The 23,941-nt window shown below is 47.2% G+C and carries 27 protein-coding genes, 1 pseudogene and 1 other annotated feature; of the genes and pseudogenes, 9 read left to right on the forward strand and 19 right to left on the reverse strand.

Annotation, left to right across the window (positions count from 1 at the left end; all coding sequences use genetic code 11):
- Positions 1 to 153: 153 nt before the first annotated feature.
- Both ACKTRM_RS13635 and ACKTRM_RS13640 read left to right on the forward strand, forming a co-directional pair.
- Positions 154 to 663 carry a type 1 glutamine amidotransferase domain-containing protein gene (locus ACKTRM_RS13635; protein WP_007408760.1) on the forward strand — a complete coding sequence of 170 codons (510 nt, stop codon included), beginning with the start codon at positions 154 to 156 and terminating at the stop codon, positions 661 to 663.
- Positions 664 to 811: 148 nt separating this feature from the next.
- Entirely contained in the window at positions 812 to 940 is a 129-nt protein-coding gene (locus ACKTRM_RS13640; RefSeq protein ID WP_007408761.1) for a hypothetical protein, read from the forward strand.
- 15 nt (positions 941 to 955) lie between these two features.
- On the opposite strand, the gene ACKTRM_RS13645 is transcribed toward ACKTRM_RS13640, so the two are convergent.
- The 4 genes and pseudogenes from ACKTRM_RS13645 to ACKTRM_RS13660 all read right to left on the reverse strand — a co-directional run bounded on the left by ACKTRM_RS13645 (position 956) and on the right by ACKTRM_RS13660 (position 3,286).
- Entirely contained in the window at positions 956 to 1,708 is a 753-nt protein-coding gene (locus tag ACKTRM_RS13645) for an SGNH/GDSL hydrolase family protein (protein ID WP_012118201.1), read from the reverse strand.
- A 193-nt stretch (positions 1,709 to 1,901) separates the two neighbouring features.
- Complete coding sequence (locus ACKTRM_RS13650; RefSeq protein ID WP_033574213.1) at positions 1,902 to 2,147, reverse strand: hypothetical protein; 246 nt, start codon at positions 2,145 to 2,147, stop codon at positions 1,902 to 1,904.
- A gap of 47 nt (positions 2,148 to 2,194) precedes the next feature.
- A pseudogene (locus tag ACKTRM_RS13655) lies at positions 2,195 to 2,245 on the reverse strand (hypothetical protein); the annotation flags it as partial.
- 171 nt (positions 2,246 to 2,416) lie between these two features.
- Entirely contained in the window at positions 2,417 to 3,286 is an 870-nt protein-coding gene (locus tag ACKTRM_RS13660; RefSeq protein ID WP_012118203.1) for a cation diffusion facilitator family transporter, read from the reverse strand.
- A 222-nt stretch (positions 3,287 to 3,508) separates the two neighbouring features.
- On the opposite strand from ACKTRM_RS13660, the gene ACKTRM_RS13665 reads away from it, so the two are divergent.
- The 3 genes from ACKTRM_RS13665 to ACKTRM_RS13675 all read left to right on the forward strand — a co-directional run bounded on the left by ACKTRM_RS13665 (position 3,509) and on the right by ACKTRM_RS13675 (position 5,439).
- Positions 3,509 to 4,315 (forward strand): TrmB family transcriptional regulator, encoded by an 807-nt coding sequence (locus ACKTRM_RS13665; RefSeq protein ID WP_007408765.1) that lies wholly within the window; start codon positions 3,509 to 3,511, stop codon positions 4,313 to 4,315.
- A 72-nt stretch (positions 4,316 to 4,387) separates the two neighbouring features.
- Entirely contained in the window at positions 4,388 to 5,119 is a 732-nt protein-coding gene (locus ACKTRM_RS13670) for an AzlC family ABC transporter permease (protein WP_003152395.1), read from the forward strand.
- Complete coding sequence (locus ACKTRM_RS13675) at positions 5,116 to 5,439, forward strand: AzlD domain-containing protein (RefSeq protein ID WP_007408767.1); 324 nt, start codon at positions 5,116 to 5,118, stop codon at positions 5,437 to 5,439. The genes ACKTRM_RS13670 and ACKTRM_RS13675 overlap by 4 nt, the downstream gene beginning before the upstream one ends.
- Positions 5,440 to 5,479: 40 nt before the next feature.
- Here the strand turns inward: ACKTRM_RS13675 and sr7p are convergent, their stop codons facing one another.
- From sr7p to acsA, 3 genes are all read right to left on the reverse strand, one after another.
- Entirely contained in the window at positions 5,480 to 5,605 is a 126-nt protein-coding gene (gene sr7p / locus ACKTRM_RS13680; RefSeq protein WP_007408768.1) for a small protein SR7P, read from the reverse strand.
- Positions 5,606 to 5,724: 119 nt separating this feature from the next.
- Positions 5,725 to 6,990, reverse strand: a complete 1,266-nt coding sequence (gene tyrS / locus ACKTRM_RS13685) for a tyrosine--tRNA ligase (protein WP_007613147.1) — start codon at positions 6,988 to 6,990, stop codon at positions 5,725 to 5,727.
- A 50-nt stretch (positions 6,991 to 7,040) separates the two neighbouring features.
- Positions 7,041 to 7,273 (reverse strand) — a binding site (T-box leader).
- Between the two features lie 53 nt (positions 7,274 to 7,326).
- Positions 7,327 to 9,045, reverse strand: a complete 1,719-nt coding sequence (acsA, locus tag ACKTRM_RS13690) for an acetate--CoA ligase (protein ID WP_012118204.1) — start codon at positions 9,043 to 9,045, stop codon at positions 7,327 to 7,329.
- Between the two features lie 158 nt (positions 9,046 to 9,203).
- On the opposite strand from acsA, the gene ACKTRM_RS13695 reads away from it, so the two are divergent.
- The 3 genes from ACKTRM_RS13695 to ACKTRM_RS13705 are packed head-to-tail and all read left to right on the forward strand — an operon-like array spanning position 9,204 to position 11,668.
- Positions 9,204 to 9,836: a GNAT family N-acetyltransferase gene (locus ACKTRM_RS13695; RefSeq protein WP_012118205.1), complete on the forward strand. Its 633-nt coding sequence runs from the start codon at positions 9,204 to 9,206 to the stop codon at positions 9,834 to 9,836.
- Between the two features lie 24 nt (positions 9,837 to 9,860).
- Positions 9,861 to 10,505, forward strand: a complete 645-nt coding sequence (locus ACKTRM_RS13700; protein ID WP_012118206.1) for an acetoin utilization AcuB family protein — start codon at positions 9,861 to 9,863, stop codon at positions 10,503 to 10,505.
- Positions 10,502 to 11,668 carry an acetoin utilization protein AcuC gene (locus ACKTRM_RS13705; protein ID WP_007408773.1) on the forward strand — a complete coding sequence of 389 codons (1,167 nt, stop codon included), beginning with the start codon at positions 10,502 to 10,504 and terminating at the stop codon, positions 11,666 to 11,668. Before ACKTRM_RS13700 ends, ACKTRM_RS13705 begins: the two co-directional genes overlap by 4 nt.
- Positions 11,669 to 11,677: 9 nt before the next feature.
- On the opposite strand, the gene motS is transcribed toward ACKTRM_RS13705, so the two are convergent.
- The 12 genes from motS to ACKTRM_RS13765 all read right to left on the reverse strand — a co-directional run bounded on the left by motS (position 11,678) and on the right by ACKTRM_RS13765 (position 23,291).
- Positions 11,678 to 12,367 carry a flagellar motor protein MotS gene (gene motS, locus ACKTRM_RS13710; RefSeq protein ID WP_012118207.1) on the reverse strand — a complete coding sequence of 230 codons (690 nt, stop codon included), beginning with the start codon at positions 12,365 to 12,367 and terminating at the stop codon, positions 11,678 to 11,680.
- Positions 12,357 to 13,172 carry a flagellar motor protein MotP gene (gene motP, locus ACKTRM_RS13715; protein WP_012118208.1) on the reverse strand — a complete coding sequence of 272 codons (816 nt, stop codon included), beginning with the start codon at positions 13,170 to 13,172 and terminating at the stop codon, positions 12,357 to 12,359. The genes motS and motP overlap by 11 nt, the downstream gene beginning before the upstream one ends.
- 68 nt (positions 13,173 to 13,240) lie before the next feature.
- Positions 13,241 to 14,245 carry a catabolite control protein A gene (ccpA, locus tag ACKTRM_RS13720; RefSeq protein ID WP_012118209.1) on the reverse strand — a complete coding sequence of 335 codons (1,005 nt, stop codon included), beginning with the start codon at positions 14,243 to 14,245 and terminating at the stop codon, positions 13,241 to 13,243.
- A gap of 278 nt (positions 14,246 to 14,523) precedes the next feature.
- Positions 14,524 to 15,600: a bifunctional 3-deoxy-7-phosphoheptulonate synthase/chorismate mutase gene (locus tag ACKTRM_RS13725; protein WP_003152383.1), complete on the reverse strand. Its 1,077-nt coding sequence runs from the start codon at positions 15,598 to 15,600 to the stop codon at positions 14,524 to 14,526.
- Between the two features lie 236 nt (positions 15,601 to 15,836).
- Entirely contained in the window at positions 15,837 to 16,163 is a 327-nt protein-coding gene (gene ytxJ, locus ACKTRM_RS13730; protein WP_023357089.1) for a bacillithiol system redox-active protein YtxJ, read from the reverse strand.
- 25 nt (positions 16,164 to 16,188) lie between these two features.
- Complete coding sequence (locus ACKTRM_RS13735; protein ID WP_003152380.1) at positions 16,189 to 16,602, reverse strand: YtxH domain-containing protein; 414 nt, start codon at positions 16,600 to 16,602, stop codon at positions 16,189 to 16,191.
- 32 nt (positions 16,603 to 16,634) lie between these two features.
- Positions 16,635 to 17,057 (reverse strand): DUF948 domain-containing protein, encoded by a 423-nt coding sequence (locus ACKTRM_RS13740; protein WP_007408777.1) that lies wholly within the window; start codon positions 17,055 to 17,057, stop codon positions 16,635 to 16,637.
- 155 nt (positions 17,058 to 17,212) lie between these two features.
- Positions 17,213 to 18,511, reverse strand: coding sequence for a UDP-N-acetylmuramate--L-alanine ligase (gene murC / locus ACKTRM_RS13745; protein ID WP_012118211.1), 1,299 nt, complete (start codon positions 18,509 to 18,511; stop codon positions 17,213 to 17,215).
- Between the two features lie 240 nt (positions 18,512 to 18,751).
- Positions 18,752 to 21,355 (reverse strand): DNA translocase FtsK, encoded by a 2,604-nt coding sequence (locus ACKTRM_RS13750; RefSeq protein ID WP_012118212.1) that lies wholly within the window; start codon positions 21,353 to 21,355, stop codon positions 18,752 to 18,754.
- Between the two features lie 167 nt (positions 21,356 to 21,522).
- Positions 21,523 to 22,128 carry a YtpR family tRNA-binding protein gene (ytpR, locus tag ACKTRM_RS13755; RefSeq protein ID WP_003152375.1) on the reverse strand — a complete coding sequence of 202 codons (606 nt, stop codon included), beginning with the start codon at positions 22,126 to 22,128 and terminating at the stop codon, positions 21,523 to 21,525.
- A 14-nt stretch (positions 22,129 to 22,142) separates the two neighbouring features.
- A complete protein-coding gene (locus ACKTRM_RS13760; protein ID WP_012118213.1) occupies positions 22,143 to 22,952 on the reverse strand; it encodes a DUF1444 domain-containing protein in 810 nt (269 codons plus the stop codon).
- 15 nt (positions 22,953 to 22,967) lie between these two features.
- Complete coding sequence (locus tag ACKTRM_RS13765; protein WP_003152373.1) at positions 22,968 to 23,291, reverse strand: thioredoxin family protein; 324 nt, start codon at positions 23,289 to 23,291, stop codon at positions 22,968 to 22,970.
- Between the two features lie 197 nt (positions 23,292 to 23,488).
- On the opposite strand from ACKTRM_RS13765, the gene ACKTRM_RS13770 reads away from it, so the two are divergent.
- On the forward strand, positions 23,489 to 23,935 hold the full coding sequence (locus ACKTRM_RS13770) for a YtoQ family protein (protein ID WP_012118214.1): 447 nt from the start codon (positions 23,489 to 23,491) through the stop codon (positions 23,933 to 23,935).
- Positions 23,936 to 23,941: the final 6 nt, after the last annotated feature.

Genomic DNA, 23,941 nt, shown 5'->3' on the forward strand with positions numbered 1-23,941 from the left:
CCTTATCTCAGGTTAAACACGTAAGTTTCAGCAGACCTCCGTACCTTTTGGCTCCTCTTTTTCAGAGGGGTCTTTTTTCATAAGCAAATACGTTGTGAGGCGGGAACCTGCCTGATATTCTTGTCATATACAAATTCACAGGAGGCATGATGTATGAGCAAAAAAATCGCAGTTCTGATGACAGATCAATTTGAGGATATTGAATATACAAGCCCGGCGGAAGCATTTAAAGAAGCGGGCCACAGTGTGGTGACAATAGATTTGGAAGCAGGGAAAGAAGTAACGGGCAAGCACGGTGAGAAAGTAAAGATCGATCAAGCGATCTCAGACGCAGACGCCAAGGAATTCGATGCGTTATTGATTCCCGGAGGCTTTTCACCGGATCTTCTGCGCGGAGATGACCGCCCGGGTGAATTCACTAAAGCATTCGTGGAAAATCAGAAACCCGTTTTCGCCATCTGCCACGGCCCGCAGCTGCTGATTGATACCGACCTTCTTAAAGGAAAAGATATCACGGGATTCCGCAGCATCCGCAAAGACTTAATCAATGCCGGCGCACATTATAAAGATGAAGAAGTCGTCGTGAGCCATAACATCGTAACAAGCAGAACACCTGACGATTTGGAAGCCTTTAATCGTGAATCATTGAACCTGCTGAAATAAGAGAAAAGCACAGACCCGTTCAGTCTGTGCTTTTTTTATGGACTTTTCACCGGCTCTCAAAAAACACCATCCGTTAGACTATTCTCCGGCCCATCCATCATAAGTAAAATAAAAAGAGAATGTTTTAAAACCCGACAGGAGGTTCGCTATGTGGATGATCATTTTGCTGCTTATCATTTTAATCGGTTTTACCGGTAATATCGTCTCGCTTTTGAGAGCGCAAAAACACGCATCTCAAAGAATAATTGAGCTTTTAGAAAAGCAAAGCCGAAAATAATCTGTTAGCGCTGTGTTACCCATAATAGTAAAAATAATTCCGGCAGATTTCCTGAAATATGATTTGATGCCCTTTCTCGTTCGGATGAAGACCTTCTGACATGCACATGCTGCGGAAAGCGGGATTATACGGGTCGATGAGATCTGTATCAAACAGGTCGGCATATGGTACAGAGAGGAGTGTGCAGGCTTCTTTTTGGGCTTTCACATAGTCAGCCAGATTCAGGCCCAGTTTATTTTTATCAGTATCACGGCGGACGATTTTTCCTTTTGACATTTTGGCTTGTCTCGTTGGGGTCACCACAATGATGCTCGCGCCTTTATTTCCGCTCCGCAGCTGCTGGATCACTTGGCAGAAGCCTCCGTAAAATGTGGTGATATCCTTTTCATCTGTGCCGATGGGAATGTGGTTGCACCAATCATCATCTGTTCCCTGGACAATGATGACATCATGTCCCTTTGTTTTAAGCGCCTGCTGATAAATGTTATCGCTTCCGTTGTTGCTCATATTAACGCCGCTGACAGACAGATTGGTTATTTCAGCGTTTGTCCGGTCTTTCAGAATGTCACCAAAGCCGTATTCCGCACGCAGCCCCCGGGCGACGCTGTCACCTAAGATCGCGATTTTTGAAGCCTTCCGCAGCCTGCTTATGCTGATGAAGTCAACGCTGATATGCCCGCTGTCCGTGATATGCAAAAGCTTGCTGCTTATGTTTGGCAAAGAGACTGTCTTTCCTTCAGAGTTATAAAAATCCTCATTCAGCTTCATTCGGCGTCATCCCTTCCTTTTTATCCTCCGGCATCTTTTTTGACATAAAAAACGGACACGAACAAACAGCGCCATGTTGTCAGTTCAGTGTCCGCAGATGATGATACCGGATCTTTTATGCAGTTCTCTTGCCATTATAGCAGATCCCCGTTACTTGTAATAGAGTCTGCAGTCTGCAGTCTGCAGTCAGCATTTAAAACAGCGTTTGCGGGTACGTTTTTGATGAGACTGTCTGCTGCGGGAACGGTGTGTCCGGCGATGCGTCCGTCTTTTGCTGCGGGAACGGTGTGTCCGGTGATGCGTCCGTCTTCTGCTGCGGGAACGGTGTGTCCGGTGATGCGTCCGTCTTCTGCTGCGGGAACGGTGTGTCCGGTGATGCGTCCGTCTTCTGCTGCGAGAACGGTGTGTCCGTTTTCTGCTGCGGGAACGGCGCGAACATTTTTTAGAAACCGGTTCTTGGTATAAATACTCCCCTAAACCTTCTCTTTCCGCAACGGCAACTCCATGTTCAATTTCTTTAACAGAAATAGCGTTCAATTCTGTTCACCTCCCTTTTTCTTTACAACATAACGTATGAAATGTATCCCTCACGTGTATAAGCTTCTCACTCATATGAGCGAGAAATAGTCATTTATACAACAAAAAGACCCGTGGGAACGGGCCTTTTGCAGGCATTTTGCCGGGAACAAACGCAAACATAAGATCAATTTATTTCTTCCTCTCGCTCTCCGGCTCGGGGTGAATCATTACCTGTGCTTGTTTGAATTCATTCGTAATATCTCTTTCAATGCGGTCACACAGATCATGCACGTCTTTAATCGTCACGTGAGAGGCTACGACCATGTGAAAATCAATATACTCCTGCGGGCCGGAGCGTCTTGTACGAAAATCGTGAATTTCAATAAATTCCTGTTGAAATGTTTCAATAATCTTTAAAATTGTTTTTTCTTCCTCTTCCGACAAACGGGTATCAATCAGCGGCGGGAATGCTTCTTTCATTAACTTAAACGCTTCATATATGATATACACCGCCAGCACCATACCTATAATGGGATCAAGTATGTACCACTCCGTTACGGTAACGACCAAAAGGCTTGCCGCTACGCCTAATGATGTGTACACGTCAGTCAGTAAATGCAGGGCATTTGATTTCATTGCCACGGAATTAACCTTTTCGGCTTCTCTTTTTACGAACTTCGAAACGATCAAATTAATGAGAGCCCCCGCAAGCATCACAACAATTCCTAATACGGGCAGATGAACCGGCGCGGGATTGACCAGTTTTTGAACGCATTCATATATCATCCAAATCCCTGCCGCAAAAATCAGAATCGTCTCGATAGTCCCCGACAGATTCTCGACTTTTCCATGACCGTACGGATGCCCTGTATCAGCCGGCTTTTTTGAAATCCTGACGGAGATAAAGGCAATGAAGGCGGCGATCAAATCTAAAAAAGAATGAATGGCTTCAGAAAGTATCGCGACAGATCCGGTTATGATCCCCACCACTATTTTGAGCATGACGACCAGGGAATTGCTTATAACCGATAAAAAAGCGATTTTAGAGGTGTTTTCCACCGTGATCCTCCTCTTTTTAACTTCTTGAATTTATCGTATCAAACGGCATTCGTGTGGGTCTACGGCAACGTTTTTCACAAAAGCCATACATGTAACTCACCATAAACTAAGTTGGAAAGCGACAAAACAGGCGTTTCTTTCTTTCAGCACTCAAGTCCCATTGACAAGATCTAACCGCTTACATTATAGTAGTTTCATGAATAACCACTACGGAGGATGTTTATGGAGGATGTTCTGAAAGAATTACAGAAATTTGGATTTTCTCAATATGAATGTAAAGCATATATCGGCTTGTTGAAACACTCGCCTGTTACCGGATATGAAATCAGCAAAAGGTCAGGCGTTCCCCGCTCAATGATCTATGAGGTATTGGGGAAATTGGTTGATAAAGGCGCTGTCCATATTGTGCCGTCTGATCCGGTTACATATGCCCCGCTGGCCGGAAAGGAATTAATCGACCGGCTCCGGCATGATTTCGAGAGTTCATTCGGCTACCTTGAGGAAAAGTTATTGGCGCTGGAAAGCGAGCAGGAGATGAATGTCATCCGCCGCATCAGCACGAATGATCATGTCATCAATGAGATGAAGGATATGATTGAAAAAGCCGAGGAAGAGTTGTGGCTGTCTGTCTGGGAACAGCAGATTCCCTTTATTCAAGAAGCCGCTAACAAACGCGCCGCCGAACAATTGCCCGTCTTTTCGATTGTGTTCGGCCCTCCGGAAGTGAAGCTCGGAAATACGACAAATCATAATATGTCTCCTGAAGTGGCGGAGAAACGGATGGGCGGAAGATTAACGATAGCTGCCCGCGATAATAAAGAAGTCTTAATCGCCAATTTTTCTCCGCAGACGAATGCCTGGGCCATTAAATCAGAAGATCCCGCTCTCGTTCTCGTGGCTATGGAATATATGAGGCACGATCTGATGTTCGCGGAGCTTGTGAAAGAAGTCGGGGCTGAGAAAGTTGAAGGCCTGATGAAACAAAACCATTCGTTATTTCATGTCGTCACCGGAAATCGGTTCATATAAATGTGAACCGTATTTTCTTTGATTTTTTCATTAGTCGTTATCATTATAATCTCTATGAAAGGAGTATAAAAAATGATTAACACAGAAGTCCAAAAAACCGCCGTTTCCCGGGAAATGAACGATACGTTTTTACAGGGGGTGCGGGATTGTGTGCCTACGCTGCTGGGCTATATGAGCATCGGTTTTGCTTTCGGCATCGTTGGCGTTGCCTCTCATCTAAGCATTCTTGAAATTTGTTTGTTATCTTTGTGTGTCTATGCCGGCGCCGCCCAATTTATTATTTGCTCGCTCCTTGTTTCCGGGAGTCCGATTTCCGCCATTATTTTAACGACGTTTATCGTCAATCTGCGGCACCTTCTGCTGAGCCTGACCATCGCGCCGTATTTCACGAAATACTCTTTGGCAAAAAATATCGGCTTCGGGGCTTTGCTTACTGACGAATCTTTCGGGGTAGCGGTGAACAAAGCGGCTCAGAACGGCAGGTTATACGATAAATGGATGAACGGCCTCAATATAACCGCTTACATGTGCTGGGTTATTTCCTGCGTGATGGGCGGGCTTCTCGGACAATGGATATCTGATCCTTACGCGCTCGGCCTGGACTTTGCTTTGCCCGCTATGTTTGCGGCGCTGCTTGTGCTTCAATTGCAATCGTCCGCTTCGGAAAAGCTGAAGCACAGCCTCTCCTTAATTCTCTATATGATCATTTTTATGGTCTTGTTATCGTATTTCGTCCCGTCACACATCGCGGTCATCGTCTCAACCGTGATTGTGGCAACGATCGGGGTGGTGACGGACAAATGAGCATCAGCACACAAATGATCTGGATTATACTCGGCTGCATGATTGTTACACTTGTGCCGCGCATTGTTCCGTTTATATTTGTCCGGAACATTCAGATGCCTGAGTTGGCTTTAAAATGGCTCTCCTTTATTCCGCTTTGTATTTTGACGGCTCTGGTAACGGAAAGCATGATTGTGAAAACAAACAGCGCTTTGACCTTTGATTGGAAAGCAATGATCGTTCTCATCCCGACATTGCTTTGCGCGATGCGGACAAAAAGCTTATCCATCACGGTCATCACAGGAGTCGTGCTGATGGCCGCCGTCAGGCTGATATGGTGACAATCAAAAGCCTCCATTCCGCAGAATGGAGGCTTTACCTTTATGATGTCGGATTTTCTTCTTCCGTCTCTGATTCCTCTGCTTTGGCTTCGGCGTTTATGCTTTGCTGCTGTTCCCAATGATCCCGCTGCAATCTTTCTTTTGCGATGGTAAACATGAAATTCACGGCGCAGCACCCCTTCCCTGTTTTGCTTATACTATGTACTGTACTCATTTCCCCGTGCAGTATTCACAAAACATAAAAAAGCAGCCTGCCGCATTGAGCGGCCGGACTGCTTTTTATTTTCAGTACGTGATCAGGAAGTATTTTTTCTTTCCGCGGCGCAGTACGGTAAATTGATCTTCAATGCGGTCTTCCGCAGTCAGAAGATGCCCGATGTCCGTCTGGCGCTCGCCGTTAATGTAAACAGCTCCGTTTTGAATGTCTTCGCGGGCCTGCCGTTTTGAAGGCGACAATTTAGATTCCACAAGCACGTCTACTAAAGACAGTTCTTCAGAGCGGTCTTTTTCAAACGAAGGCACATCTTTAAATCCTACCTTGACGTCTTGAGCGGAAAGCTCTTTAATATTGCCGCTGAACAGCGCCTGGGAGATATGAACGGCCTGCTCAAGCGCTTCGCGGCCGTGTACAAGAACAGTCACCTCTTCAGCGAGACGTTTCTGCGCTTCTCTTTTCTCAGGAGCCGTCTCCGTTTTTTCAGCATAAGCTTCAATTTCCTCTTTTGATAAGAAAGTAAAGTATTTTAAGTATTTGACGACGTCGCGGTCATCTGTATTGATCCAGAACTGGTAGAATTCGTACGGCGATGTTTTTTCTTTATCAAGCCAAATGGCGCCGCCTTCCGTTTTGCCGAATTTCGTGCCGTCAGCTTTTGTGACGAGCGGAATGGTAAGACCGAAAGCTTTCGCCCCTTCTTCTTCTGATTTTCTGATCAGTTCAAGACCGGCCGTGATGTTGCCCCACTGGTCACTGCCTCCGATTTGGAGTTTGCAGTTCTTTTCTCTGTACAGATTCAGAAAATCGTAGGATTGCAGGATCATGTAGCTGAATTCCGTGTAAGAAATTCCGGTTTCAATTCTTGAGCTTACAGTATCTTTCGCAAGCATGTAGTTAATTCCGAAGTTCTTTCCGACGTCACGGAGAAATTCAATAATGCTCAGCTTTCCGATCCAATCAAAGTTGTTCGCTATGACAGCGGGGTTTTCTCCGGCCTCGAAATCTAAAAATCGTGAAAGCTGATTTTTAATTTTTTGCGACCATTCGACAACGATATCCTGAGTATTTAACGTACGTTCCGCTTTTTTGCCGCTCGGATCGCCGATCAGTCCCGTCGCGCCGCCTACAAGCGCAATCGGATGGTGGCCTGCAAGCTGGAAACGGCGCAGTGTCAATATCGGCAGAAGGTGTCCGATGTGCAGGCTGTCAGCCGTCGGGTCAAACCCTGAGTATAAACGGATTTTTTCCTCGTTCAGCTGTTTATTCAGTCCTTCTTCATCCGTCATTTGCTGGATTAAGCCGCGGAATGATAAATCCTCTAATAAGTTAGTCATTTTGTCTGCTCCTTTGTTTATGAAAATAAAAAACGCCCCTTCGTTTAAAACGAAGGGACGATATAATCGCGGTACCACCCTACTAATAAAAGCATAAAAAAGCTTTTATCACTCTTTTTGATAACGGACCGTGTCCGTTCTTTCACTACTGAAAGCCTTGGAAGGGCTTTGTTCGCAAAAGCGGTTCATGAGTGTATTCGGCATATCTTATGTGCTGATTTTCACCGGCCATCAGCTCTCTTGAACAATCAGATACCCTACTTGTCTCAATCAAAACCTTTTCGTATGAAGCTTACTCATTTTTAACATAAATAAGATACGATGTCAACGCCGGCTTTAATCTTCCATTGTGGACAGGTCGCCTGCCGGCAGGTTCAGCTCCCACGCCTTCAGCACACGTCTCATGATTTTTCCGCTCCGTGTTTTCGGAAGTTTATCTTTGAATTCAATTTCCCGCGGTGCGGCATGCGCGGCAAGCCCCTGTTTTACAAAGAGGCGAATGTCCTCCTTCAGCTGATCGGATGGCTCATGCCCTTCTCTGAGCGCGATAAACGCTTTAATAATTTCTCCCCGGACAGGGTCCGGCTTTCCGATGACGCCGGCTTCGGCAATCGCCGGATGTTCAACAAGTTTGCTTTCGACTTCAAACGGGCCGACGCGCTCGCCGGATGTCATGATGACATCATCGACTCTGCCTTGGAACCAGAAATAACCGTCTTCATCCATATAAGCAGAATCTCCGGAAACATACCAGCCGCCCGGCATGAAATAAGAATCATATTTCTCTTTGTTGTTCCAAATGGAATCCATCATCGACGGCCAGCCCTTTTTAATGGCGAGATTTCCCATTCGGTACGGCGGAAGCTCATTTCCCTGATTGTCAACGATCGCCGCTTCCACTCCCGGAATCGGTTTCCCCATTGAACCCGGCTTGATCTCCATGCAAGGATAATTGCAGATGAGCTGTCCGCCCGTTTCTGTCATCCACCACGTGTCGTGGATGCGCTTGCCGAATACTTTATGTCCCCACTTGATAACCTCGGGATTCAAAGGTTCTCCGACACTCAGGACGTGACGAAGTGAAGTAAGGTCAAATTTGGATGCCATTTCATCTCCGGCGCCCATAAGCATTCTGAAAGCCGTCGGAGCGCTGTACCAGACGCTGACACCGAGCTTCTCGATCGTGCCGTACCAGTTTTCCGGACTGAACCTGCCGCCGACGATTACATTCGCCGCTCCGTTCAGCCACGGCGCAAATATCCCGTACACCGTCCCGGTCACCCAGCCCGGGTCCGCAGTGCACCAGTAAATATCGTCTTCTTTAAGATCAAGCACCCACTTGCCGGTCTGGTATTGCTGAATCATGGCTTCATGAACGTGGAGCACACCTTTAGGCGTTCCGGTAGATCCTGATGTGTAGTGAAGCAGGTAGCCGTCTCTTCTGTCCATCCATTCAATATCAAGTCTCGTGCTTTCTCCCTCAGCCGCTTTATCATAATGAATGATTTTATCTCCCGCTTCTTGGCTGCCTCCGACAATGAAAATATGCTCGAGGTCGGGCAGGCTGTCCGCCGGAATCCGTTCGGCCAGTTCAGGTGTTGTCACGACAACCTTTGCCTGGCTGTTCAAGAGGCGGTCTTTGACGGCGCCTTCCATAAACGCTTCAAATAAAGGACCGGCGATCGCACCGATTTTAATTGCGCCGAGCATGATAAAGTAAAGCTCCGGCGAACGCGGCATGAAAATAAAAACGCGGTCCCCTTTTTCCACGTTTCCATACCGTCTCAGTACATTTCCCGCCCGGTTCGATTCCTCCATCATTTCTTTAAATGTGTATTTTTCATCCCGGTTTGCGTCCTTGTAATACAGCGCTACTTTGTTTTTTCGAAATGATTCGGCATGACGGTCAATCGCTTCGTACGCCGCATTCAGCTTCCCCGTCTGATGCCAGGAAAATGCCGCTTCGACCTCTTTCCAATCGAAGCTGCGGTACGTTTCCTCATAATTTCGCAGATGATAATTCCCCTTTTCCGCCGGCAACGCTTTCAAATTCATGCAACATCCCCCTTTGCTTATCTATAGACTAATTATAGTAGATGTTCACAGTTTTCTCAATTTTTAAAATATAAATTACAACACTATTGAAAACGCTTTATATTTTGTTATGCTTAAAAGAGATGTGTTTTTATTAAGAACCGACAGGCGGTGAATCAGTGAAACATCATAAAACGTACCATTCTTCAACAATTCAGACAGCAGCCGGCCCTCTTTTAGTAGAAGGGCCCGTTCCTCCAGGGGATCTAGCACAGTATGAGTTTCATGAAGGCCTGACAGCCTTTCGCCTTCCTCATGAACAGCACAAAGCGTTAATCGAGATCGCCGGGCTTCCTGAAGGTCGGATCATTATTGCCAGGGACGGACAGACGATTATCGGCTATGTGACGTATTTATATCCTGATCCGCTTGAACGGTGGTCTGACGGAAATATGGAAGACCTCCTTGAACTCGGGGCGATCGAGGTCGCTCCCGGCTACAGGGGCTGTTCTGTCGGAAAAACGTTGCTGACAGTCAGCATGATGGATGAACAGATGGAACGGTACATCATCATGACGACGGAATATTACTGGCATTGGGATTTAAAAGGAATGAAAAAAGATGTGTGGGAATACAGAAAGATCATGGAAAAGATGATGAATGCCGGGGGTCTTGTCTGGTTCGCAACGGATGAACCGGAAATCAGCTCTCATCCGGCCAATTGTCTGATGGCCCGCATCGGCAGGCACGTCAGTCAGGAGTCAATTGAACAGTTCGACAGGCTTCGTTTTTATCAGCGATTTATGTATTGACTGACATACAAAGGGGATAAAAAGATGATTGCAGAACAAATCATGAAACGGGACGTCATCACCGTCTCAAAACACGACTCCATTGAAACAGCCGTCCGTAAAATGAAGATATATCATATCCGCCATCTCCCTGTCATCGACGACGAGCTGCACGTCATCGGTATTGTCACAGACAGAGACATTAAACAGGCCGGCCCCGGCAGCTTCGAACAAAAGGAACGCGGCGCGTTTCTGACAAACAAAGTGGAGACCATTATGAAGCGCAATGTCATCTGCGCCCATCCGCTTGACTTTGTGGAAGAAATATCCGCTTCCTTTTATGAGCACGGCATCGGCTGTCTGCCGATTACGGTAAACCATAAGCTGACGGGCATTTTAACGAAAACCGACGTGCTCCGGACTTTCGTCAGCCTGACAGGCGCGGCCCAGCCGGGATCACAGGTGGAAATCCTGGTGACGGATATGACAAAAAGCCTTGCTGATCTCAGCTGCATGTGCCGTGATCTTCAGCTGCAAATCCTGAGTGTGCTCGTCTATCCCCATGATTCCGCCGGGTCGAACATTCTCGTCTTCCGGGTGAAGACGATGAATCCGCTCCCTTTTATCCGTGCCGTTCAAGAAGCCGGATACAATGTCTTATGGCCGAAACATTTGAGGGATCAGCCATGAGAGACAGCGTTTTTGTTTACTCGCCTTCTTATCAGACGTATCAATTTCATCAGGAACATCCGTTCAATCAGCGTCGTGTGCTTTTAACATACGATCTGCTTCAGGCGGCGGATGCGTTTGACGAAGGAGATATCGTCACACCGCGCGCGGCCGCTAAAGAAGAGCTGGCTCTCGTTCATACGGAGGATTATATACAGGCGGTGGAACTAGCGGGTGCGGGCCGGCTCCCTGCCGCAGAAGGAGAAAGCTACGGTCTCGGAACGGAAGACACCCCCGTTTTTGCCGGCATGCATGAAGCCGCGTCACTTCTGGTGGGCGGCACCTTAACGGCGGCTGATTATGTCATGACGGGACAAGCAAGGCACGCCTGCAATTTAGGAGGCGGCCTTCACCACGGCTTCCGCGGCAGGGCCTCAGGCTTTTGTATCTATAATGACAGCGCCGTGGCCATCCAATACATCCAGAAGAACTACGGGGCAAAAGTGCTATACATTGATACAGACGCCCATCACGGCGACGGCGTTCAATTTACGTTTTACGACAGGTCTGATGTCTGCACTGTTTCTTTTCACGAGACCGGGCGTTATTTATTTCCCGGGACGGGACAGGTACTGGAAAAAGGAAGCGGGCAGGGCTACGGCTATTCTTTTAACATTCCGCTGGACGCTTTCACAGAGGACGATTCCTTTCTTCACGCTTACAATACGGCCGCCTCAGAAATCGCGGCTTTTTTCAAGCCGGATGTGATTCTTACCCAAAACGGTGCGGACGCCCATTATTACGACCCATTGACACACCTGTCCAATACAATCTCCATTTATCAGGAGATCCCGCGGCTCGCTCATTCATTAGCCCATCAATATTGCAGCGGCAGATGGATCGCGGTCGGCGGCGGCGGATACGATATTTGGAGAGTCGTCCCGAGAGCGTGGAGCCGCATTTGGCTTGAGATGAAAGGGATTGATCCCGGGGAGCGCATACCGCAGAAATGGATTGATAAATGGCAGAAGCATTCCCCCTGCACGTTGCCCGCTTTTTGGAGTGATCCTGAACAATTATATCCTCCGATTCCCCGCAAAGAAGAAATTTCAGAAAAAAATGCCCAAACCGTGGAAAAAGCGCTTTTTGCCATCCGGTCTGAGCAGCGGTATAAAACTAAATAAAAAACGACCTTATGAGGAGGTCGTTTTTTTGATCACAATTTCTACACGGCGGTTTTCTTTCATATGTCCGGGACTTTTGTTGTCCTTCACAGGTTTCGTATCCGCATACCCGGCAGAGATAAACCGTTTGGCGGAAAAGTCTTCATTCGCGGTAAAATACCGGATCACACTCGCCGCTCTTGCAGACGACAGCTCCCAATTTGACGGAAATTGATAGGTGGAAATCCGGCGGCTGTCCGTATGGCCTTCTACCTGTATGTCATTCGGAATTGTTTTTAAAAGCACCGCGATCTGATGCAGAACCGGCTCGGCGTTTTTCAGCACATCCGCTTTTCCTGTCTGAAACAGAACGGCCTCCTGAAGCACCAGAACCACTCCGCGCTCATCGCGCTTCGCCGTCAATTTCGAACTCAAATGATGCGCTTTTATGTATGTCTTCACGTTTTGTAACAGCAAATCCTGTTCTTTATTTTCGTTTGCTTTGTCTGATGACGCCGGTTCACCCCCGCTGCCGTTTGTATGAATCGATGAAACGGCAGATTGAAATTTTTCCGCGTCTATTTGCGACATCGAAAAAAGCAATATAAAGAACACGAGAATGAGCGTGATCAAGTCAGCGAACGTCACCATCCATCTCGGTGAACCGCCGGAATGTTCCAGTTTGTTTCTTCTTTCAAAACGCTCTTTTCTAAGCTTCATGGACAGCGCCCTTTTTCTTGCTCGCAGGCTGTCCTTTACGCCAGTCTTCTCTTGAGCTGAAGACGACGAGCTGACTTTCGAGGTTGCGGGGATTTTTGCCCGATTGGATGCCGACAACCCCTTCGATCATGACCTGTTTGATGAAAATTTCACTTTCCGTTTTTTCTTCAAGCTTTGCCGCGATTGGGATAAACACCAAGTTGGCAAGCAGCGCTCCGTACAGCGTCGTCAATAGCGCAACAGCCATGTTCGGTCCGAGGGTATGCGGGTCATTTAAGTTTTTGAGCATGAGAACGAGTCCGACGAGCGTCCCGATCATTCCCCAGGCGGGTGCGAAATCACCGGCTTTTTCAAAAACGCGTCTACCTTTTCTGTGTCTTTCTTCCATCGCGGCGATCTCAGAATCCATCACCAGCCGGATCGTTTCCTCGTCCCAGCCGTCAATCGCAAGCAAAAGCCCTTTTTTTAAAAACGGATCCTTGATCTCACGCGCCTGGTCATCCAGAGACAGAAGCCCCTGCCTGCGCGCCTGCTCCGAAAGGCTGACAAATACTCTGACAAGCTCTTTCACATTGTCATCCTGACGGGAGAATACCTGTTTCAGAACAGAAGGGGTTTTCTTTAAATCCCTCGGCGGAAAGCTGATAAAGATCGCCGCAGCAAGGCCGCCTGTGACGATTAAAAAAGAAGTCAGATCTAAAAATGAACTGATTCCCGCCAGTCCCGTCCCTGACAGAATACCGATTGCGACAATAATACAGCCTAACATAAAGCCAACGGGCGTCAGATAATCAAAACGTTTCATATCTTCTCCTTACTCAAGTAAAAAAGCAAGATTCCACCCCTCAGAGTGAAGCTTGCTTTTCCGTTTTTTTATGACTTGGTTGATTGTCTTAATTCGATGCGGTGAGGCAATTCGACGATCTGCTCTTCAACCGGCTCTTTGTTCATCAGTTTTGTCAAAAGTCTCATCGCCACGGCGCCGATATCGTACGTAGGCTGCACGACTGTTGAAAGCTGAGGGCGGACCATCAGGCTCAATCTCGTATTGTCAAAACCGATAATATCAAGATCATCAGGTATCGAAAGACCTTGATCTTGGGCCGCATGGATAATGCCGAGGGCCATTTCATCCGTTGCAGAAAGAATCGCCGTCGGTTTCCGGTCAAGGCCCATCAAGCTTTGAAGCGCCTCCATACCGGAATCATAGGTGTAATCGCCTTCCGCTACGAATTGCTCGTTAAACGGAATCGCCGCTTCTTCAAGCGCCCGTTTGTACCCTTGCAGTTTTTTCGAACGGTTGATCGGCTCTTGCATCGGTCCGGAGACGAATGCGATATCGCGATGCCCTTTATCAATGAAAAGCTTAACGGCATCATAAATCGCCTGTTCGTAATCAATGGCGACAGAAGGCGTCTCGCCCTGTTCTTCCACTGATGCCGCCAAGACGATCGGCACAGGAGAGCGCTTAAATTCTTCGACATGCTCGTCCGTAATGTTGCCGCCCATAAATACGATACCGTCCACTTGTTTGCCGAGCATCGTATTTAACAGATGCAGTTCTTTCTCAAGATTTTGGTCCGAGTTGCTTAAAATAATATTATATTTGTACATCGTCGCGATATCTTCAATTCCACGCGCAAGTTCAGAGTAGAAAATGCTTGAGATATCAGGGATGATGACGCCGACCGTAGTCGTTTTTTTGCTTGCAAGCCCTCTTGCCACCGCGTTCGGGCGATAGCCGAGCCGGTCAATGGCTTCCAATACTTTTTTTCTGGTCGTCGGTTTTACATTCGGGTTGCCGTTCACGACGCGGGAAACAGTCGCCATACTGACATTTGCTTCTCTGGCCACATCGTATATCGTAATGTTGCTCACTGAAACCACTCCTTTTACTGGATACACTTATCCTTATCTATAGCATAAACACTTTATGTAAAGAAATGTCGTACGATTTCGCATTCTGTCGTTTATGATTGTAAGCGTAAGTCAGTAGTGTACATTATTTTTCATTATTCATCAAATTTAAATATCTCTCATGAAATTATACACGTTTTTCCCAGTGATGAAAACGTTCACTTTCATTTTATAATTAAATAAAATGAAGATACGAAAAAAAGCCGCGCGAGGCGGCCTTTAAAGAGCGGAACGTTGTATTATGCTTTTACTTTCAGCATTGGCTTTAATTCGTTCAGCCATTTCTCGAATTCAGGTATATCCATCTGCTGCGCAGAGTCTGAAAGGGCAACGGAAGGATCAGGGTGAACTTCGGCCATCACGCCGTCAGCGCCGATCGCAAGCGCCGCTTTTGCTGTCGGAAGCAGGAGATCGCGGCGGCCTGTTGAGTGTGTGACGTCAACAAACACCGGCAAGTGAGTTTCCTGTTTCAAAATCGGCACGGCAGAAATGTCGAGTGTGTTTCTCGTTGCCGTTTCGTACGTTCTGATTCCGCGCTCACAAAGAATGATTTGGTCGTTTCCTTGTGACATGATGTATTCAGCTGCATTGATGAACTCTGAAATTGTTGCGGCAAGACCGCGTTTTAACAATACCGGCTTTTTAACGGAACCGGCGGCTTTCAGCAATTCAAAGTTTTGCATGTTCCGCGCGCCGATCTGAATGACGTCAATGTAATCAATCGCTTGCTCAATGTGGGCGGGCGTTACGATTTCACTGATCACCGCGAGGTCATATTCATCAGCGACGCGTTTAAGAATTTGCAGGCCTTCTACGCCGAGACCTTGGAAATCATACGGACTTGTGCGGGGTTTAAACGCGCCCCCGCGCAGGATTTTAATGCCTTGTTTTTTCGCTGCGGCCGCTACTTCGGCAACCTGCTCATAGCTTTCTACGGCACAAGGTCCGACGATGAATCTCTGATCGCCGTCACCGATTTTTTCACCTTTAATATCAACGATCGTATCTTCTGCTTTTTTCTTCCGGGAGACGAGCAACGCTTTGCTGTGATCCTCTTCTTGAAGTTCAAGTCCGGCTTTGAAAATTTCTTTGAAAATATGCTGGATCGTTGAGTTTTCAAATGGGCCGTCATTGCTTTCAATAATGCGGTTAAGCATTGTACGCTCTCTGACAGGGTCAAATCGGTTGACACCCTGTGCTTCCTTTGCTTTACCGATTTCTTTTACAACGGCTCCGCGTTCATTGATTAATTTAAGGATTTCTAAGTTTAGTGCGTCTGCCTGCTGTCTTAGGCTCTCTAATTCCTTGTTGCTCATCTTTTTCATCCCTTCTATGCTATGTTTTATTTTAATGGTTAACATGCATCTTACTACAGTTATGCGAAAATAGGAATATGAAATAATAAATTTTTTCACATTCGTCTTTATCACCAAAACGCTTTTAAGCTTTTATGCGTTGAAGCAGTATATATTGATATCCTACATGATCCGGCTGAAATGATCAATAGTTTTTTTCAAAAAAAAAACCGCCGGTATCAACCGGCGGCCAGCAATTACGAAAGGTGCTGCTCTATTGCGTTTTTTGTGATTTGTGAATGAGACGCGTGCCATTTCACTTCGCCGTTTGCAATGACGAATACTTGCGGGCTTTCATGTTTCACGCCGTATGTCTCGGCGATATAGTTTGAAAGCGGCCGGCTGTCCTGCACCTGCAGGTAATAAGAAGGCACTTCCGAATGCTCCGATGCAAAGGCGTCAAACTCCTGAAACGCGGCTTGGCTGATCGGGCAGGTTGTGCTGTGTTTCAAAAACACCAGCGTGTTTTCTTTCTCAGCGGCATTTTTGAACTCTTCTTCAGACGATATCAGCTGTTTTGTCATGTCGGTTATCTCTCCTTATTGAGGATCAGCGATTTGCCTGACCGGCTTTTTCCCCGGCGTCTTCCGCTTCGGCCTTGATGCTTTGGGCCGTGTCCTGCATTTCGCTTCTCGTCTCTTCGGCTTTCTCGGTTAGTGTGCTCTTAGAACGGTCTTTTAAATCCTTCACTTTATTCATAATCTGGCCTGACTGATCAGCTACCAGCTGGGTGATATTAGATGTTTTGTCTTTGGCGATGCTGACATATTGAGAGCCTTTTTCTTTCGCGTCGGCCGTCATTCTGTCCGTCTTATCCTTTAACGCAGAAGCCTGACTGCCGAGATCGTCGCGCAGCTCCTTACCTGATTTAGGCGCCAGAAACAACGCCGTTGTCGCGCCGATAATTCCCCCGATCAGCGTTCCGATTAAAAAATCCTTACTATTGATTCCATCTTTGCTCATTATGATTCCTCCTTAGTGGATTTTTCTTATGATTAAAGCGATGTTTTTTTCTTTTGCTTCCACTTGTCCCATATTTCCATAGCGGCCTGGCTCCAGGTGACAACCTGACTGATCTTATCCTGATTCTCTCTTACAGAGGCCGTAACGGAACCTGCTGCCTGCTTTATGGATGTATTAAACTGCTGGACGGAAGTTCCCACTTCCTGGACAGCATGGACAACCGTATTTAATTTCTCTGATTTTTCCTGAATGTCTTCCGCGAGACGGTTTGTCTTATGTAACAGCTCGGTTGTCTCTGCGGTAATGCCTTTCATCTGCCCTTCAAGGCCGTCTAAAGTCGAGGCAACGTTTGTTAAAGTCATCTGCACGGACTTTAATGTTTTGGACAGATAGATGACGAGGATGAGAAATGCAACGGCAATGAGTGCGACGCTTAAGTAAAGAATGATGATCATCTAATACCTCCTTATTGCAGGATATAGTGGTATATACCCAATTCTTAAAATGATAAACATATATGAAAGATCTGTATGTATACTATTTCTCCGTTTCTCGGTAAATCCCTTTGCAGCACGCACAAAAAAGCAGTGAGAGCCCCACTGCTTTTTCGTTACGCTATGACGTTTTCATAGGCTCTCATATATTTTTGAATGTCTCCGGCGCCCATGAAGATCAGCACTGCGCCTTCATGCGCTTTTAACACGGATGTGTCATTTTCTTCAATGAGTTCTGCGTTGGCGATTTTTTCCTGAAGATCCGTGATCGTGAGCTTGCCGACGTTCTCGCGGGCAGAGCCGAAAATGTCGCACAGATACACGCGATCGGCCGCGCTTAAGCTTTCTGCGAATTCATCCAGGAATGATTGCGTCCGTGTAAACGTATGCGGCTGAAATACCGCGATGATTTCACGTTCGGGATATTTTTGGCGCGCCGCCTCAATCGTGACTTTGATTTCAGTCGGATGGTGGGCGTAGTCGTCGATCAGTACCTGGCTGCCGATCACTTTTTCATTGAATCTGCGTTTGACGCCGCCGAATGATTCAAGCCCGAGCTTAATCATGTTCACGTCTATCTCTTCATAGTGGCAGAGCGCAATGACCGCTAAGGAATTGAGGACATTGTGATGGCCGTATGCCGGGATGTAGAACGTATCGTAAAACGTATTGCGGACAAAGACGTCAAATGTCGTGCCTTCCGTATTTTTTACGATGTTTCTCGCTTGAAAATCATTTTCTTCTCCCGTGCCGTAATACACGACAGGCACATTGGCGTGAATTTTCGGCAGGTACTCGTCATCACCGCAGGCAATGATGCCTTTGTTGACTTGAAGCGCCATGTTTTGGAAAGCATCAAACACATCGTCAATGTTGGCGAAATAATCAGGGTGGTCAAAATCAATATTCGTCATAATCGCATAATCAGGCTGATAGCTTAAGAAATGACGGCGGTACTCGCAGGCTTCAAATACAAAGTATTCGCTGCTTTCATTTCCTCTGCCCGTTCCGTCCCCGATAAGAAACGAAGTCGGCTTCGCCTGCTGCATCACGTGTGCCAAGAGGCCCGTTGTGGACGTCTTGCCGTGTGCGCCCGTTACCGCGACACTTGTGTATTTTTTCATATATTCAGCTAAAAATTTATGATATCTGATGACAGGAATCCCTTCAGCGAGCGCCTTTGCGATTTCCGGATGAGAATCAGGGAATGCGTTTCCGGCGATTACCGTTAAGCCGGGTTTGATGTTATCGGCGCTGAACGGATAGATCGGGATATTTCTTTTTTCAAGGGCAGCCTGAGTGAAAATCTGCTTCTCGATATCCGATCCCTGCACCTGATACCCTGTATCATGCAGGATTTGAGCAAGCGGGCTCATACCTGTCCCTTTTATTCCAACAAAATGATAAACAGTCATAATCGTACCTCCAACAAACGTCTATCTGTTCCCCAGTATATGACGCTCATTTCATTTTGCGACCGCCGCGGGCAAAAAGCCCGCACAGCGGCGCTTCCATTTATTTTTACGTTATCGTCAGTATCTGTAACTTTCTTTTTGATTAAACCTGCCGCATGATATTTCAGCGCGTGACAGTGATGCAGTTTTGATGGTCCATCCACTATCATACCATGTTTGTGAGAAAAATGAACGATATTCTTATTCTTGAGCAATGTCAGCGGCCGTAATCAGCACTTCACGGGGTTTGCTGCCCTTCGCTTCTGAGATCATGCCTTCGGCTTCCATCATGTCAATCAGCCTCGCGGCGCGGTTATAACCGATTCTGAACCTTCTTTGAAGGCTTGAGGTGCTGGCGCTGTTTTGCTCCACGACGAATTGGCACGCCTCAGGAAACAGTTCGTCTTCTTCCTTGAGGGCGGTTCCCTGCCTGATCAGTTCTTCCTGTTCAAACAAATAAGAAGGCGGCAGCTGCTTTCTGACATGAGAGACGACGCGGTCAATTTCTCTGTCGGATACAAAGTTGCCTTGCAGGCGCACCGGTTTTCCGGTACCGTTTTCCCAGTACAGCATGTCGCCTTTTCCGAGCAGCTTTTCCGCTCCCGCCATGTCGATGATTGTTCTGGAATCTACCTGGCTTGAGACGGAGAATGCAATCCTCGTCGGTATGTTTGCCTTGATCATTCCGGTAATGACATCGACAGACGGACGCTGTGTCGCGACAAGCAGATGAATGCCGCAGGCTCTCGCTTTCTGCGCGATTCTGGCAATGCTTTCTTCCACATCGTTCGGCGCGACCATCATTAAATCGGCAAGCTCATCAATGACCACTACGAGGTACGGAAGCTTTTCGCCTGTCTTATGATCGGCGGTTAATTCATTAAAGCGGCCGATATCTCTCACACCCGAATGGGCAAACAGTTCATATCGCCGTTCCATCTCTTCCACAACCCATTTTAACGCGGCGGTCGCGGCTTTGGCGTCCGTGATGACGGGGCTGACCAAATGCGGAATTTGGTTATAAGGCGCAAGCTCGACCATTTTCGGATCAATCAGAAGCATTTTGACATCACTCGGATCCGCCTTATAAAGCAGACTGACCAAAATGGTATTGATGCAGACGCTTTTTCCCGATCCTGTCGCACCCGCTATCAACCCGTGCGGCATCTTTTTCAAATCAATGACGACCGGGTTTCCGGAAATATCGACACCGAGTGCGGCTGTAAGCGGAGACGGATTCGTCCTGAAAGCGGCGCTTCTGATCATCTGCCTTAAATCGACGACTTTGCTTACGCGGTTCGGAACTTCAATGCCGATCGTGTTTTTACCGGGGATCGGCGCCTCAATCCGAATATCCTTGGCAGACAGGCTCAATTTAATATCATCTGCTAAGTTTGTAATTTTGTTTACTTTCACTCCGGGCTCAGGATGCACTTCAAAACGTGTGACGGACGGGCCTTGTGTGACATGAACGACTTGGGCGCGCACATTAAAGTTTTTCAGTGTAACGTTTAAAAGCTCGCGCTGTTCTTCAATCCACGATTGGTCGTCATGTCTTTGCGCCGGCGGTACGTCCAGAAGCGACAGATTCGGAAAGGCATAGCTCGCTCCGCCCTCTGGCGTCTTCGTCTGCTTGTGTTTATCACTTTTAAGCATCATGACGTTAAACGGAACATTGCGCTCTTTCGGCCGCTCCGCTTTTCTCACAGTCTGAGGCTGTCCGTGATGCTCCGTTTTTTCTTCGGCAGGCCGGGACGGGGCATCGGCCGTCTTGATGCTTGCAGGTTCAGGCTCGGGGTCTGAATGCCGCGTGACTTCATTGTACTCAGGCTGAGAGTCTGTTTCCTGTTTCGCGTCGGTTTCAGCTGATTCGGGCTTGTCTTCAGACTGCGGCTGAACTTCCTCATCGTATCCGGGTTCTGTGTATGTATACACCGGTTCTTCCGCGGTTTCAAAAGGCGGTGCTTTTTCCGGCTCAGGCTCCTGATATTCCTCCTGCGGCGCCGCTTGTTCCTCTGAGTTTTCAGCCGTTCGGGATACTTCATCCTCAGGCTCTTTAATAGGCTGCGGGCGGGTTTGTTCATGCTCTTGTTCTTCTGTAAAGCCGGCAGACTCCGCGCTTTCCGTGTGCTCCCGCTCTTCAGTCTGCTGCGGTTCTGCTGCTGCAAACACTTGCTCTTTTGCATTCTCAGCCTCGGTGTGAAGCTCCTCTTTTTTAACGGCCGGGATTTCTTCCGTTTCTTGTTTCGCAAACGGGTCTGGCCGGTCATTCGTCTGTTTTGTTATGCCGGATGTTGTGAAGACGGGCTCTTTTTCCGTTTCCTGACCGGCTTTTGGCGGAACAAATTGCTCCTCTGACAGCAATGTTACGTTCTCTTCACGCCGCTTTTCGGATATAGGCGCTTTTTTTATGCTGTGCTGAGATTGAAAGCCGTAAACCGGTGAAGGAATGGATGACGGTTTAAAGGGCTTTTTCACCGTATCAGGCTCTTTATGTGTATGCTGTTTCCGCTCGGTTTGCTCCTTCCCGGCGGCATAATCCCGGGACGGCTGGCGGCGTTCGTGCCTTTCCCGCTGTCTTTGGTTTTGCTCCGTTCGCTTATAGCCGTCCGGAACGACAGGGAAGCGGAAATTCCCTTTCGGATATTCGTAATATATTTTAGGATCTTCCATGCGCGTGAATTTGCCTTCTGGCTGATCCGGTATCTGCTGTTTCGGGATTTGGGCATGCGTGTTTGGTTCACGTTCATGCTCTTCTTCTTTTTCACCTAAAAATAAGTCAAAAAATTTATTCAGCCAACTCATGTTTAATCACTCTCTAACTCCCTTTTTAGTAGTCTGGGACGATATTTAGTATACCATTGCCGGGCGGCTCAGAAAAGATTAAGCTCCCAACTGAAGAAAGCCGTTAAGCAGGCCTGCTTAACGGCTTTCTCTCACATCATTCGATTCTGTGCGCTTATTTATGGGAGTTAGAATTGAAATGCTTCGCCGGCCTCGCGGCTGTCTTCAAGAACAAGAATCCCTTTTTCCGCCGGCGCATCCGGCAAAGCGAGTTCTTTCGCGGAGCAGATCATGCCGCTTGACGGAACGCCTCTTAATTCAGCGTCTTTAATCACAAGTCCGCTCGGCATCACCGCACCGACTTTAGCGACGACGACTTTTTGCCCTTTATCCACGTTCGGCGCGCCGCAAACGATTTGGAGGGTTTCCTCTCCCACATTCACTTGGCAGATATTCAGTTTATCCGCATTCGGATGTTTTTCTTTCGATTCAACGTGACCGACAACAAATTTCGGAGAAAGGTCAACTGTCAGCGTTTCTGAAACGCCGTTTCTGTTCAGTATTTCATTCACATCCTGAACGAATGTCTCAGACAAAGCGACGGGGCCGTTGTCCTCAATCTGTAGATAAGAAGACACGTTAAAAATGTTAAAGCCCGTCGTTTCTTTTGTTTCTTTGTTAAAGATTCTGACGACATCGCCTTCTCTTTCATAGCCGATTTCTTCGCGTGCCGCATCTTTAAGAGAGATCAGAAGCGTATCTCCCACACCTTCTTTATTGTAAAAAGCGTTCATAAGAAAAATCCTTTCTAATCCTTTTTCGGCCGGCTTTTCGCCATGATAAACACAGGTTCCAGTCTGCCTTCATTATACAGAAATGAAAGGGCCGTAATCGGCACCGTGCCGCTTGCAAAGAAGCTCATGGACATTTGCCCTAAAATATCATAACCCGATTCATTTCGAATGTCAGCAAGTATTAATACATCCTGATGCGGGACGGAAATCGCCAATTCGCCTTCAGCGGCCTGCTTGTATTCATGAAGAATCGAATCATTGAGAATCCGGCTGGCGTCATAGCCGTCATTCGCCCTGAAAAAATAAAAATAATTGTCCGCAACCGTATCCTGTTTCACAACTGAAGGAAGAGAGCGGAGATTGAATGACGCCGTCTCCCTGATGCGTTCTTTTGTCCAGTTTTCTTTCTCGAGCATCCGGCTGTCAATTAAGCGGTACGTCTTGCCGAGGTCAAGCGCGTAGTAGATTCTTGTTTCGGCCGTATGGTCATCATACACGAGCGGAATGCCGTCGCTCGTTTGATCGGGAAATGATGTGGAACGGATGACCGGATAGATTCCGGCTTCCTTTCCGGACATCTCCTGTCCGCTGCCTTCCATCGCCTCCATTGCTTCTGACACATAGTAGACGATTTCGTCGATCGCTTCTTCTTTTTTCGTCTCCCACTTCGCAATGATCGGCGGGAGCTCCAATGTGATGCCTTTTTTGGTCGTTTGATCCTCAACACGGAGGGTGTCTTTTTCTCTGTCAAAAAAGAAGGATCGGTTCTCGTGCTGCAGGCGCTGTTTTAATAAATCCGCCAGCTTCCTTGACGTCATTTTCAAAGCCCGTGGCCTCCTTTATGCTTTAGCAAGGGAATCGGTTAAAAATTGCTCAATTTCTTCTTTTGTTTTACGGTCTTTGCTGACGAAGCGGTTCACTTCTTTTCCTCCGTTAAACACAACAAAGCTCGGAATGCCGTAAATTTCCCATTCCGCGCATGTATCAATAAATTGATCGCGGTCTACGTAGTAATAAGTGAATTCAGGAAAGTCCGCTTCCAGCTCAGGGAGAAACGGCTCCACAAAGCGGCAGTCCGGGCACCAATCCGCTGAAAACATAAATACCGCCCAATCGTCTTGTACCGCTTTTTGCAATTCTTCCGTGCTTTCAATCTTTTTCATTGTCATTCCTCCATCTGGATTATGAGTTTTTTATATGCTGATGTTTGTCCAATTGGATCATACCAGACTGTTTACAGCAAGACCAACTATATGCAATATCATTATCATATTTCATTTGCATTATCAAGCAAGTTTCGTTTACCATTTTGCTTGTAGCCGTACGAAAATCTGAATATGTACATAAGGAGGGGCAAAAGATGCAGTTTGTCGTGTATTTAGCGGGTGAAATCCACAGTAATTGGCGGGACGAGATCAAACAAAAAGCAACATCGCTGGACCTGCCGATTACGTTTGTCGGCCCGATGGAAAACCATGAACGCTCAGACAATATCGGAGAAGAGATTATGGGCGTGCAGCCCGATTCTGTTTTAAAAGACGCCAGAGCTTCTGATATCAACAATTTCCGTACAGAGGTGCTGATGGAAAAAGCCGATTTTGTGATCGCCCTGTTTGGCGAGAAATATAAGCAGTGGAATACCGCGATGGATGCTTCTTATGCCATCGCAAAAGGAAAGCCGCTCATTCTCATCCGTCCGAAAGAACTTCATCATCCGCTGAAAGAGCTTTCCGGAAAAGCGAATATCACGGTCGAAACCGTCAATCAAGCGATGAAAGCACTCTCTTATTTATTTGAAACAGAATAAGCAGGC

It is taken from the genome of Bacillus sp. D7-8 (genome assembly GCF_052055895.1).
GTDB lineage: Bacteria > Bacillota > Bacilli > Bacillales > Bacillaceae > Bacillus > Bacillus velezensis.